The sequence below is a fragment of the Pseudoalteromonas sp. JC3 genome, assembly GCF_030291895.1.
Lineage (GTDB): Bacteria > Pseudomonadota > Gammaproteobacteria > Enterobacterales > Alteromonadaceae > Pseudoalteromonas.
This window is the reverse complement of the sequence record NZ_CP127856.1, coordinates 196,152-211,117: the sequence shown is the minus strand read 5'-3', so window position 1 is coordinate 211,117 and position 14,966 is coordinate 196,152. Positions and strand designations below refer to the sequence as shown.

Below are 14,966 nucleotides of genomic sequence, written 5' to 3'. Positions count from 1 at the left end.
AGTGATGCAAGCATTATTTTCGTACGGCACACTGCAGCAGGAGCAAGTGCAACTTGATACATTCGGCAGACGATTAGAAGGCGAGAAAGCGGTACTTTGTGGATTTAAAATTGGCCAAGTTAAAATAACAGATCCCGCTGTTATTGCCAGTAGCCAAAAGGACATTCATCCCATTTTAATCGCGACAGGTGATGCAGAGGATAAGGTAGAGGGCACTGTATTTTTAATCACGGAAGCTGAATTAGCTCATGCAGATGGGTACGAAGTGGATGAATATCAGCGCATTTCGGCAACTGTTGTTTCTGGACAACAATGCTGGATTTATGTAGCAAACCAAAAAGCAATTCTCGTAGAAAGTCTATAAAATGATAGAGCTTTCCTAGCTCTATCATTAGCTACTACATATAAACTACTCACACGCCTTACCGCAGTTACTTATTGTGACTTGTTTCTGGCCCATATAGCTCGCAACGCCATATACTCGATTAAACGCAATCGCGCCGATAAACTGCCCATCATATAAAATACCTGGAGTCCAATCACTGCTATGCCAGCGACCGCTTGTTAACGCGTATTTATTTATACGATTCGCACCATTGGCAGCAACACTGAAGTTACCTCCCCAAGAAGAATTTATAGTCGGAGTACTCTGGTACACTCCAATTTGAGCAAAATGTTTGCCATAGCCATTTGCATCACGCTTTAAATCAATATAAATATTCATACCTGTAACCAAGTTAGCGATTGTTTCTTCAATATCGATATTTAACGCTCGTTCAGCACTGCTGATATTTGCAGATACGCGCCTATCCGCTAAAATTTTCTGCATTCCAAACAATGCCCCTGGCTGCTCTAGCTCACTGAACTTTCTTAAATTACTTTTGATCAAATCATCAACTTTCGCTTTTGCGTAATCACTTGCAAAGTAATCAACAAATATACTTACGCCTGGTATGGAAAATAATCCCGTTGAGCAACTTGCATCAACCTTTCGATTGTAGTTAATCGCAAGGTCTTCCAAAGCCCCTGTATAGTAGTTATATGTTGCGGTAGGAGCTAAGTTATTTAAACGTGCCGTCACAGTTACGCTGGGGCAAAGGATATCAATGCCGGAAAATTTGACCTTGGCATATAAGTTTATATTCTTGAGCGTCAACTTTACTTTGTAGTTAGTTGTTCCCGAAAAGGTTGCTGACACTCGCTTGGCATCAACGTCTATCGCATAAATACTTTTTACTTTACTCATGCCTGCAATATCACGACGCATACCCGATTCAGTTTCTACCTCAAAGCTCCTCAGATCAGAAAACAAATTGTCGGCTACTGAGCCAATATTTATCGAGCGAGCAGACTCCACCGGTGAGGGCAGGCCGCTTGGTTTTGATAACTTAAGTGTTGTCTCTCCGGCATTAACACTTAGTGTGGTAATACCAATCAAAATCAAACCAGCAAGTTTACAGATGTCTTTCACGTTCACTTTCCTTATTATGAGTTGAATGAACCCATAATATGTACAAATGATGTAACAGAAAAATGATGTGTTTATGTCGGTACTATTAACACAACTGAGCTGTTTTACATCCAGATACTGAATTAAGCCACCCCATTTGATTTAAGTCGTATCATTTGCAGCCTCATCCTTTTTACATACACAATTGCGACATAGTATATCGGCGTTTTCTAGAGACATGGACGTCTCCTTTACATAATTTCTTTTAGATATCCACTTACTTAGTGCTTCATGCATTTAAAAAGCAAATTGTTATAAATTGTAATACCCTGTTCTAGAAACATTAAAATAGCGCTACACTATTTTTGTACATATTGAAGAAAAGGAAAGATTCGTGAAGCGATTCAGCGTTATCGCAACTAGCATAATAATTGCCTCATTAGTTGGTTGCTCGACCGAGTCAACGCAGTCGGATATTGTAAAAACAGAAGGGATTTGGGCGGATATCCGCGTTACTTCAAATGGTGACACATCTCGTGTTGTTACAGAGTTCAATTTAAACAACAGTTCTGGCGCAAACATCATTCTTTCTGAAGGTGATAGTGTGGTTGCCAAACTAGGAAACGAAAAGAAGCAATTAGAAAAAGATGACGACTTATTTGATGTCGATTATCAAGGCTATTTTACAGCGACCGAAAAAGACACTGAGTTAACTCTTGAGTTTCTTCGAGATAAAGAAGATGAAACGCTAACCTCCAAAGTTAGACTTCCTACTCCAATTAAACTTTACTCTCCTGTTTCTGAACAGTTTAATCGTAATGATGATCTTTTAGTCGAGTGGAAACCGGAAAGTGACATAAATACCACGTTACTTATCAGCTTAAACTCAACTTGTATAGCGAATAATGGCGCTTCACATTTTGTTAATTTTGAGTCTGAAATCTCTGAGTCTAGCGGCCAATATAAAATCCTGTTGGGTGAATTAACTGGCTTTGATAACGAAGCACTGGATAAAACTAAACCGTGTGAGACAACAGTTAAGTTGTTCCGTATCCGAAAAGGTACTATTGATAGCAAGTTTAAACCCGGTAGTCGAATTAATGCGATTCAAGAAAAAGAATCTGAAGAATTCAAAATTACTTTAAATTAGTTTATTAGCGTAACTTACCCCTCTTCTAAAAGTTCGTTCGAATAACTAGTCTAGAGTAAACATAGCCCAAAAGCTCTCGCAAGAGAGCTTTTTCTTTAATGTGTATCCCACTTCTTATCCGCACTTTCCGATTCAAAGCAGCTGAAGATTTCCAAATAAGCTATTGAAGAGACTTACCTCGTATCAAAATGGCTCCATCATGAAACAAGCTGCACCGAGTGACAGCCAATATAAAAAGGCCTCAACATTTAGTTGAGGCCTTTTCAATGCTAAAACTGCAGTTAAGCTTAAAAACGATAGCTCAAATTAAGAGCTAGGTCATTTACATCATTTGCTGAAATGAAATAATGGCTATAATCGACTCCAAGTGATAATGATTCACTTAACTGATAGTGAACACCACCACCTATGTAACCGCTAGTACCGCTGTCTTCATAACGAGTGGAAAATTGACCATCCCGAACGCTGTTAATCTTGTAATCCCAATTAAATGCGCCCAAGAACATCTTCCCTACAAATTTGTCTGCAAATGGTTTTGAATAATTGAACTGCAACGCAAGACCCTCAGGCAAGACAGGAGCAACTCGTGCCAAAGTCATTTGGCTTTGTTCAGGATCAGCACTTAAGCCCGAAAACTCAACGCTACCTTGGCCAAGATCGATATAACGAAGTCCAATATGCCAATTGGGTATTAATTCGTAAAATGCGCCTATCGACCAACTGCTACTTTTCTCATCTAAGCTGACAACGTTTAGCTCAGTAGAATTAATTTCACTGTCTGCATTTGACTGCCCAAATGTCGCCTCTAACTCCCAATTGCTCGCCTGTGCCTGTGTTGTTAATAAACAACTACTACTTACTAATGCAAAGGCAGGTAAGAGTGATTTTCTGCGGCGAATCACCACCGCGCTGATTAATAGTATCAACATTCCTCCCATAGTCCCTGAGGACTTGTTAGTTATTGATGTAACTTGTTTCACCGCTACAGTGACATTTACTTGGCCTTCAGCCGTCGCACCAAACTCATCTTTAACAACATAGTTAATTGTATCTGTACCTTCAAATCCCGTTTTTGGTGTGTAGCTCAACGTACCATCGATATTGACGGCCACAGAACCTTGGCCTGCTGTTGCAGAAACAATGCTTAGCACGCCACCTTCAGGGTCACTATCATTTGCAAGTACATCAATGATAATTTTTGAGCCATTTGAGGTTGCCGTATCGTTCGCAACTTGTGGTGGTTGATTAGCAATAATAGAAACCGTTGCGGTACTATTACTCGATCCCCCCTGACCATCAGTGACACTATATTGAATAGTAGCATTACCCATAAATGCAGCTGGTGGTGTGTAATTCAGTTGATTATTTTCTATACTAACCACACCAAAATCAACGCTTGCACCAGTTATGGCGAGTACATCATTATCACTGTCCGTATCGTTTGCAAGTACGTCAATAACAATAGTTTGCCCCGAAGCAATTGTCACACTGTCGGCGTTAGCTATGGGTTGTGCGTTATCCGTAATTGGTACTGCAATTCCACCTGGGTCGACAATACTGCCATTGGCAATACCATCGTCATCATTTGGGCCCCCATCAACAATACGTAGTTGCACACACCAATCACCATCGCTAAGGCCTGCGCTCCATTCGTTGCTTCCAGGTGGTGGACAGAAACCTGGCTCACCTTGAGTTGAGAGCAACTCGTTACCTTCTCCAATCACAAAGTCTTGCCACTCACCGCCAATTAATTTGCGATAAACCGCATTAAGTGGGATAGGTTTGCGTTGTGGTAACACGATACTATATACATCTCCCGGTTGTGGTAACCCCGTCGCAATAAAGTCGAACAAACCACCTGCATTATTTGCATCCGGATCTGAAGGTAACTCAGACTCTAACAGCTGTAAGCCACCCGTATTATTCTGCGGTACAGTTGCACCTTTACGTAAGCAAACACCAGGATCACCTTCCACCAAGAACTGATTTGATTCTAATGCTTGTTCTTGCACCACATTACAATCGGTGATCGCATCCATGAAGTCAGGAATACCATCACCATCCTGATCGACATAGCCTTCTTGATCATCAGGAATTAAATCCCCATCAGTATCTTCTCCGGACAATAATCCTAATGACGGAACAACCTCAATAAACACGGTTCGAGATGTCGACAAACTGGGGGTCGCATTATCTTCTGCCGTAACCCCTACTTTATAAATACCCGTAGGTACATTTTCAGGGCTAAACTCAAAGATAAATGGATCATCCGATGTATTGACTAACACTGCATCTGGCTGCCAACTGACACTCACTTGATCATTCGGATTAGGATCAGCAACCAAAGCTTCTATGGTAACCACATCATTAGAGGCGGTAATTAGGCTACGCTCTTCACCACTTTGCTTCACGACCGCCGTTAAGCTTGGTGCCACATTCTGCTCAACAATTGTTACTGTTGAAGTAGATTTAGCGCCTCTGTTAACTGAGTCACTCAAGGAAATCACAATGGTTTCGTTATCTTCACTTATACCATCAGCAAAGATATTAAAGGTGATGGTAGCACTAGTACCTGCGTTTATTACCACTTCACCCGACTGCAAATCGTGATCACTACTATCGGCTGTACCAGTTACGGTATAAGGCACCGTTACTGGGTAACTTGGTGCTGTGCCATTTAGATACACCTTCACAGAATGACTACGATCTTCGGCAACTCGACTATCTTTTTGCAGCGAGATCAGAGGATTGACGTTTAGATTTTGACTCGCAGTGGCTTGTTGTCCTTGATTATCAGTTGTCTGCCAATAAACAATATGTTTACCAGGTGCAAAGATAGGTGTACCTCTAACCAATGATACTGGCAGTGGGTTTCCTGAGCTATCTGTAGCGACAGCAATACCAAGGTTCACTTTTGTGAATAACCCAGTTGCATCCACTGTTAAATCACTTGGCGTAGTGATTGAAGGAGCATTGCCGGTGCTTGTATTATTAATCGTAATACTTGCATTAGCCTTTGCTCTGGCTTTACCTTCATCTTCAATCATATAAGTGACAACAATTGGCCCTTGTGTATTTTGCACGGCTTGGTAAGTCAAGGTGTTATTTGAAATAAACGCAGAGCCTATCGATGCTTTTGCACCTATAATTCTTAGCGTTCCGCCATCTGGATCACTATCGTTGCTCAAGACTGGCAGAACATACTGATTAGAAGCCACAGCATCGAAGGTGAAACTGTCATCAACGGCAATAGGTGCATCATTTACGGAAGTTACTGTCATCGCGACTGAAGCCGTATTTGACTTAAATTCACCGTCTGACACTGTGTAAGTAAATACATCGGAACCATTAAAGTTTGGCAATGGTGTATAACTAAACACGGTACCTTGAATTTGAACTGCACCATTTTGTGGCTGCGACACTAACTCCATTGTTAATGCATCACCATCTGGATCGCTAACATCTGCTGAGAAGCTTGTCGTTCCATCCTCAAGCACGCTTCTTTGCATATTGTTTGCAATCGGCGCTGCATTAACTGCCTCAACATTGATTTCAAATGCAGGTAAGCTTGCTTGCAAGGCACCATCGCTTACGCTAACGACAATATTGCTATAAGTACCTACATCTTCTCTAGTCGGCGTCCCCGCAATATTACCAGAGGACGTATCAAAGCTTGCCCAAGCTGGTAAGTTGGTCACAGCAAACGTCAATGTTTGAGAATCTACATCAGATGCCGTCGGCGTAAAGCTGTATGCGTCGTCTTGTTTAACACTTGTTGATGGCGTACCTGAGATAACTGGAGCGTCATTCACAGCGTTTACCACTATGCTGAACGCAGGCAACGATACATCAGCTTGGCCATCTGACACCGTAATAACAATACCGCTATATGTACCATCTTGTCCTTCAGTAGGTGTACCTGTAATAGCCCCTGTTAAGTCGTTGAAATTCGCCCAAACTGGAAGGTTTGTGACGCTAAACGTTAAACTATCACCATCTATATCCGTCGCCGTCGGTGTAAAGCTATATGCATCATCTTCATTGACAGAAGTTGAAGGCGTTCCCGAAATAACAGGTGCATCATTTACTGATGTCACGGTGAGATTCACTGTAGCCGCGTTTGAAACTAGCCCTTCAGTATCCTGTACCGTATAAGTAAAGCTATCATTGCCGAAGAAATTAGCATTTGGTGTATAAACAATATTACCTGTTGTGAGTACTTGTAGTGAACCGCCTTGAGGCTGACTAACAATAGCAACACTTGCAACATTGAGCTGGCTATCTACATCCGTATCGTTACCCAATACGTTGATTTCAATGTTGCCATCTTCAAGTAATTGAGCCGTATTGTTAACAGCAACTGGCGCATCATTAACTGCTGTGATATTGACTGTAACCGTCGCCGGATCAGAACGCAGCCCTTCACTATCTTCTACGGTATAAGTGAAGGTCAATATACCATTTTGGTCTTGTTTTGGAGTGATCGCGAGCACACCATCCGAACCAACTGTAACGGTTGCAAGGTCGTAGTTACCTGCACCATCGCCTTTATCTTCAAGCGCAATATCCGAACCATCAAAACCTTGGTCTTCAACATCAGAGTCATTTGCAAGAATTGCCAATGTTGTCGCGGTATCTTCGTTTGTTGTTACCGTGTCATTACCCGCTATAGGTCGGTCGTTTACAGCGCCAATATTGACGGAAATAGTCGCAATATTTGACTTCCCACCCTCACTGTCAAGAATCGAGTAAGTAAAGCTATCACTCCCCGTCTCATTGGCATTTGGTGTATAGGTAATAGTGCCATTATTCAAGTCTATTGCCGCTTGACCTTTACTGGGCTGAGACTCAAGTGCAATAGTACCAGTTGGGTTGGTATCTTCGACATCCGTTGCATTTGCTCTCACGGGCAATGCTGAAGTTGACGTGTCTTCGTCTATATTCGGTGTAAAGTTAGCCGCGACTGGTAAATCATTTACAGGTGTAATGGTTATACTAACCGTTGCCTCATTAGATTCAGCCAGAGTCGAGTCTTTAACCGTATAAGTAAATGAATCCGAACCATTTTCATTCGCGGTTGGCGTAAAGGTCACTACCCCATTTGTAATGCTTAACTGTCCCTTAGTCGGTTGAGTTTTGATAGTAACCGATGAGGCAACCATGTTGTTTTCAGGGTCACTATCATTAGCAAGCACATTCACTGAGTTTGAGGCATCTTCAAGCGTAGTCAGCGTATCATTCACAGCCGTTGGTGCGTCTTCAATCGCGTTCATATTGATTGTTACGGTGTACACCGGTGAGCTGGCATTAGCACTGTCTTCAACATGATAAGTGAAGCTATCGGTATGATTCTCACTCCCCCCATGAACATAACTAAAACTACCATCGGCATTCAGGGTTAACGTACCGTATTGCGGATCTGTGTCTTTTACTATCGTTAGACTATCGTTGGAATCGAGGTCATCGTCACTCGCAAGCGACAGTAAGCCATTGTTGAAGTCCCGCGTTAATGTTGCGCCTTCATCTATAGTGAAGCTAGTGCTTTGCCCCGTTGGCGCATCATTGGTATTAACTACTTCAATATTAAATGCTGTGAGTGTATCGCTATCCGTTCCGTCGCTCACCGAAATTTCAATATTAGAAGTCGTGCCAACATGAGAGTCATCCGGAGTACCTGAAAGTTTACCCGTTTGCGTATCAAATGTTGCCCAACTTGGTTTATTCGTAATACTAAAGGTATGAGTATCGGCTGTGTCAGAATCAGTCAAGGTCGGCGTAAAATCGTATTCACTGTCTTCATTGACGCTCGTTGCCGGTGTGCCTGTGAGCACAGGGGCAACATTATACTTTTTAGTGACGGTGTCAGTTACTGCACTCGATTCATTCCCAGCGTTATCAGTTACAGTAACAGATAACGTCAATGTTCCTTCGTTTAATGAGGTGACATTAATTCCAGTCTCTTGGTGGGTAGTACCCGTTATAGATATTGCACTTGAGCTAGTTACTGAACTGCTACCGTCTGAGATTTCATAAGTAAAACTACCCGCTGATTCCAAGCCCGTTAATGTGAAGCTAAATGCAGTTTCATTACCTGCATTGATTAAATCTTGGTCAATCGCAGCTGAAATCCCACTTGGTGCGGAGTTGTCTAGCGTGACTGTCGTGCTCGCTGCGCTTGAGGTATTGCCTGCAGCATCACTTTGCGATGCCGTTACCGTCAATGTGCCATTGTTAAACGTGCTAACATCAAATTCTGAGCCACTTATTGTCCATTCGCCGAAACTATCAGCAGTGACAGTACGATCCAAACTATTCGCACCGTCATTGATAGTGACAACTACGCTATTTCCAGCTTCCGCTCCCGTTCCTACTATCAAAACATCATCATCTTCTGATGCATTTATTAAATCATCGCCTTCTATAGGCGTTGTGATCGCAGGTGCTGAAGGTGCTGAGTTATCCAATGTGATCGTGGTGCTAGCTGCACTTGAGGTATTACCTGCTGCGTCACTTTGAGTAGCTGAGACAGTCAATGTGCCATTGTTAAACGTACTGACATCAAATTCCGAGCCACTTATAGTCCAGGCCCCTGAGCCGTCCGCAGTGACCGTTCGATTAAAACTATTTGCACCGTCATGAATAGTAACGGTTACACTATTACCCGCTTCAGCGCCCGTTCCTACAATCAACACATCATTATCTTCCGCCGCATTTACTCGGCCATCACCTTCAATTGGTGTCGTAATTGCCGGTGCTGAAGGTGCTGTATTATCGAGTGTAACAGTAGTACTTGCTGCACCAGAGATATTCCCTGCTGAATCTGTTTGCGTCGCCGATACAGTTAATTCGCCATTACTAAATCCACTAACATTGAACTCACTGCCACTGATAGTCCAGTTCCCGCTACCATCGGAAGTTACATTTTGATTCAGCGTTGCTGAACCGTCAGTAATACTCACGCTAACAGTCACGTTAGCATCGGCACCAGAGCCAGCAATCAAGACATCATTGTCTTCAGCGGCATTAATTTGACCATCACCCTCAATTGGAGTCGTAATACTAGGCACTGAAACACTCGTATCAATGACCATTGATAAGCTATTGCTATTGGTAATATTACCGGCTGTGTCCGTTGATCGCGCTGTGATTGCATGCGTACCACTGGTCATCGCCGAACTTGGGGTAATAGTCCATGCACCTCCCGCAGCTGTGGCTGAGCCAACAACGCCATCAAGATCGGAAATTAGTGTCACTGTGTCGCCCGTAGATGCACTCCCTGTGAATGTGGGCGTTGTATCATTAGTAATGTTATCTGCATTCGAGGAGCCAGTATCACTCCCAGCGGTCAAATCTGGCGTACTTGGCGCGGTAGGGGCTGTATTATCGATCGTTACACTTAAAGCACTAGAGCTACTACTTACGTTCGTGCTCGCATCCGTGGCGGTCGCAAAAATCGCATGTGATAACCCAGCAGTCAACGGATCCGTTGTAATTTGCCAATTACCACCCGTTGCTGTGCCAGTACCAATGACCGTGGTACCTCCGCCTACCTGATCACTATATAATTTAACCGTCGCCCCGCTCTCAGCAGTACCACTGAAGGTTGGTGTGGTGTCATTGGTAATGTTGTCTGAGCTTGAAGCCCCAGAGTCTGAAGCCGCATCCAAGTCTGGTGTCGATGGCGCATTTGGGGCCACGTCATCGTTGACTGTTATCGTGAATGACTCTTGGTAACTTGCGGTTCCATCACTAGTTTGAATACAAATAACATAGTCACCCGGAGATGTTGATGCTTGCGTTTGTAACGTAGCTCCTGAAAATTGGAAACTGCCGTTACCCGTATTTGCGCTACATGTACCACCATCGCTACTGCCAGCCGTAACCAAGCTATAGGTATGACTGTCACCACTTTCCACATCTGTGGTGCTGGCTGTCGCCACGGTCGCAGCAGTTCCGGTATTCGATTGGTCTATGCTTGTTGCTGTCAATGCAATATCGGTAGGGGCATCATTTACAGGAGTAATAGTAACTGCGGCCTGATTTGTACCAGTACTGTCTGCCGTACCATCATTAAAGGTATAGTTAAGTGTTACAGATGAGCTTGGATCCTCAGAGCTGTTACCGTAGCCAATTGATTGCAATACATTATCCACTAGAGCAGAAGTAGCACTGCTGTTGAAAGTGAGTACCAGTGTGCCTGCAGAGTTAGTTGTTACTGTACCGACCTCAGTGCTATCGTAACTTAACGTGCCTCCCTGAGTCAGCGTACCAAGCAATCCCGTGTTACTAAAGATATCTTGACTGTTAGCGCCACCTGAGCGTGAGATTGTTAGCGACGCACCATCATAGTTACCATTTCCGCTATTAAGTGCGTCAAGTTCAGTATCTGAAATGGTTACATCGCTGTCTATCGCAATCGAAGTTCCATTTTCAGTAAAGGTATTACCACCATTTAAATTACTAAAGATAGGCTCATCATTCGCAGCTTCAAAGGTGATCACTGTATCACTGCCAGAGTCAGCGACCGTAAACGCAAGATCGTTCCCTGCGGCATTCGTGAGCGAAATACTTATTTCTGGGTTAACAAAAGTAGTAGCGTTGGTGTCCACCTCCAGCGTACTAGTACCATTAAAGCGAATATTGCTGGTTGATAATCCTGTTACGCCTGTAATTGTTATCTTATCTCCGATGCTAAGATCGGCTATTGTGTCACCATTTAAGTCACTTTGCGCTCCGACAAAATTATCGTTACCATCGTTACCTGTCATGGTATCTGTACCGCCGCCAGGACGTATAGTGTCTGCACCACTACCACCTGTGATCGTATCAGAACCATCCAAATCTGTTGCCGTTATTTCTAGCACATCACTAGAAAAGGCCGAAGCGTCTATGACTAAGTCTGACGTGATTGCACTGCCGCTGGCATTTGCAACCGATACAGTTTGACCGTCGGCATTAAAGTTATCAGTAAGGGTGATCGTTGCTGCGCTATTGGTGCCAATTGAAATGCCTTCAACAGCAGAAACCGAGGTGGTCGAGAAGTCAAATTCTCCACCATCCATAAGTTTTAATGTCTCACTGCCCGCCGCCCCTGAAATCGCTGTTGCAAAATCACTCAGATTGGCCGTATCAATCGCAACAGTTGCACCACTTGATAGACTAAGGTTTCCTATATTGAAGAATCCACCTCCAGTTACATCCGCACCATCTGACGCTAAAACAAGATCTGCTACGTTCGTGTCACCAGTTAAATCGCCAGTGTAGGTGCTACCACCGATATTAAACGTTACAGCATCATCGCTCGACGTTGCTGAAACATCAGTGGTACCGTTACTGATGGTAATAGTCCTAGTATTGCTAGAATCGTCACCAACACTATAAACTTCAACCGAAGAGAAAGTGGTGATATCCCCATCACCAGAAATATTGATAGTTTCTGATCCAGCTGCTGAAATATTACCAGTAAAACTTTCATGTTGAGCTACTGTCATGGAAACAGACGCGCCGGAGGCTATCGTTAAATTCCTGACCGCGTTTATACTTGCTGCCGTAATATCAGCACCAGAACTTAAAGACAAAGTATCGGCAGTGGTATTTTCGCCAGTAATTGTTCCAGTATAGGTAAGCGAACCTAAATCGAAGGTAATTGCATCTGAAGTTGAAGTACCAGTAACAGAATGACCCGCACTGCTCACGGTCACCGTTCTTGAATTGGTTGAATCATCGGATAAAGTATAATTTTCAAGCGCTGAGACCGTTGTAATATCACCATTGCCAGAGACAGTTAGAGAATTAGTGCCGTCGCCGGAAACCGAACCAGTAAACGATGACAACTGAGATACTGAAACTGTTGCAGAGCCACCAGTTGCTACAGAAAGGTTTTCAAAACCGCTTACTGACGCGCCTGCGATATTTCCGCCATCACTAATTGAAAGCGTATCTGTACCACTGCCTCCTGCTAGAGTGCCAGTAGCTGTGAATGTACCAACATTTACGGTGTCGTCACCACTGCTGCCTGTAACACTTTGCCCAGCAGCGCCAAGCGTAAAGGTATTAGCCGCTGAAAGTATGTAAGTTTCAATTGCACTGTTACCCGTTAAACCATCACTCACATCACTGATTGTAATCGTCTCGGTTGCCGCTGCTGTGATTGTTGAGAAGCTGTCATGCTGAGCTTCCGTCATAGTGACTGACGCATTATCACTTAAGGTCAGTGATTCGAAACCGCTGAGCGTAGCACCACTGATATTTGCACCATTATCTGCTTGTAGAGTATCTGTGCCTGCGCCAGCTGCGAGTATACCTGACGGCGTAAACCCGGTTACATTAACCGTGTCATCCCCGCTGCTACCCGTCACATTTTGTGCTGCTGCTCCCATGGTAAAGTTCATTGCAGCGCCTAACACATAGGTTTCAATATCGCTATCACCGGTTAGGGTTTGATCTCCATCAGCGCTAGATATTGTAAATTGGTTTGTACCTGAACCATTGATGGTAGTAAACGCATCATGCTGCGTTTCGGTCAGCGTTAAAGAACCGTCATTGTCTGGGGTTAATGTTTCAAAATTAGCTAGCGACGTAAAGTTAGCTAGATTAGAGCCAGTTACTACAAATAGTGTATCGGTACCTCCGCCCCCATCCGCAGTTGAACCAGCAATATGGCTAGTATCAGCAATAGTCAGTGTTTCATCGTCGCCAGTAAAGGTGATTGCTGGAGATAAGTTTGCGCCGTTTGTTGTATTAAAACCGGCTGCGGCACTGCTCGCTGCAGTAACGTTGCTCACAGAGACAGTGGCTGTGCGAGATACACTATTGCTGGTACCATCGTTGATCACAACAGTTACGGTTCTTGCGGTTTCGTTGGGAGTACCGGAGGTATTGTTGTAAGTGATCGCCTGTAGGAACGTTTGCACTTCGGACGCTGAAGCCGTTGCACCAGTTATAGAAATTGTATCTTGTAGCGAAATATCAGAAGAACCCGAAATTCCCGTCAATGCATCTTGAGCGGATGCACTGACATTCAGGCCTTCAGATGCACCGTCTTGATCGTTGGTAAGACTTACTGTTATGGTGGTAATTGTGTCGCCATCAGCTTCCGTCACAGCAGCATTCGCGGCGATATTTACCGCACCACCACCTTCAGAAAATGAAGCACTACTATCATCGCTGCCACTCGTTGAATCTAAATCAACTGCAGGTGCGGTGTTGGCTGTCGAGAAATTAAAGGTAGTATCGTCACTGATCCCCGCAAAACTGTTTCCCGCAGAGTCATCAACAGCAGTTGCATCAATACGAATGGCGTAGTTGCGATTACCGGTTAGGTCATTAGTAGGGTTTATATAAATTTTATCATTTGTAATGCCAATACGACCTGCACTTGGGCTAGTGGTCGTACCGTCGCTTTCTGTCGCGACATCAAACACTTCAAAATCACTACTACCACTGACGTCACGAATAGTAATGTTACCAGTTCCAAGGGCTATATTTTCGTTGAAGTCAATAGTAATATTACTACTTCCCGATACCCCTGTCGCATTGTCATTCGGTGTTGAGTTTCCACCATCGAACGTAGGTGCAACCTCATCGATATCTGTAACCGTGATGGTAATATTTTGTGTCGCTTCATTGTTGCTACTTCCACCATCATCGGCAGTAACCGTAATATTGTAAATATTGTCGCCGCCGTTGTCTCCCGGCGATTCATAATCCGGTGCAGTCTTAAACGTGATGACACCAGAGCTTGAGTTAATATTGAACTGCGAAGCATCTGTGCCAGATAAAGAGTAAGTGATCCCTGAGTCATTGCTACCGCCATCACCATTGTCAGCATTAACATCAAGCACTGTGCCCGTGTCATTTTCTGCAAAGTTAGTCGATGCGCTGCTGTTAAAGGATGGAGGATTATTACTAGGTGTGCCAGGATCCCAAGCACAAAGAGGTGCGTAAGCATTACATGCCGTCTCGGTAAGAAATTGACTACAATACGTATTTGCGGGGTTCCCGTCAGCAGGTCCACATTGCAGAAATTCCAGCCGCCCCCAATTTGGATCGCGCGTGACCGTAATGGTTTTGCTAGTCAACCTTGACTGCACGTACTCTAGCGCTTGCTGATTAACAGCGGTATGAGCCGCCCCGCCCTGTAATGTCTCTGCATTTGCTAGCGTTGATGAAGCCACCGCCACAGGCAACTGAATAGCAGCACTGCATAGCAATGCAGCCTTAATATGGGTTTGTAGTTTACTGTGCGTAAATACCATTGCGCTGTTATGTTCTGTATCCATAGTTTTATCCACATTTTATACCCAGAAGCTCACTTCCAAGGTAGGAACGACCTTTATCCAACTTGTTGTGTTATCAGTAGCTAAC

At 43.9% G+C, this 14,966-nt stretch carries 4 protein-coding genes; 2 read left to right on the top strand and 2 right to left on the bottom strand.

The window, feature by feature from the left end:
* The first annotated feature begins 4 nt into the window (after nucleotides 1–4).
* Nucleotides 5–364, top strand: coding sequence for a gamma-glutamylcyclotransferase family protein (locus QSH61_RS19705; protein ID WP_174169341.1), 360 nt, complete (start codon nucleotides 5–7; stop codon nucleotides 362–364).
* A gap of 45 nt (nucleotides 365–409) precedes the next feature.
* Here QSH61_RS19705 and QSH61_RS19700 read toward each other — a convergent pair whose 3' ends face one another.
* Nucleotides 410–1,471: a hypothetical protein gene (locus QSH61_RS19700; protein ID WP_174169342.1), complete on the bottom strand. Its 1,062-nt coding sequence runs from the start codon at nucleotides 1,469–1,471 to the stop codon at nucleotides 410–412.
* A 373-nt stretch (nucleotides 1,472–1,844) separates the two neighbouring features.
* Here QSH61_RS19700 and QSH61_RS19695 point away from each other — a divergent pair, with 373 nt between their 5' ends.
* Complete coding sequence (locus QSH61_RS19695) at nucleotides 1,845–2,600, top strand: hypothetical protein (RefSeq protein WP_010605259.1); 756 nt, start codon at nucleotides 1,845–1,847, stop codon at nucleotides 2,598–2,600.
* Nucleotides 2,601–2,887: 287 nt separating this feature from the next.
* On the opposite strand, the gene QSH61_RS19690 is transcribed toward QSH61_RS19695, so the two are convergent.
* On the bottom strand, nucleotides 2,888–14,881 hold the full coding sequence (locus QSH61_RS19690; RefSeq protein ID WP_206471905.1) for an Ig-like domain-containing protein: 11,994 nt from the start codon (nucleotides 14,879–14,881) through the stop codon (nucleotides 2,888–2,890).
* Nucleotides 14,882–14,966: the final 85 nt, after the last annotated feature.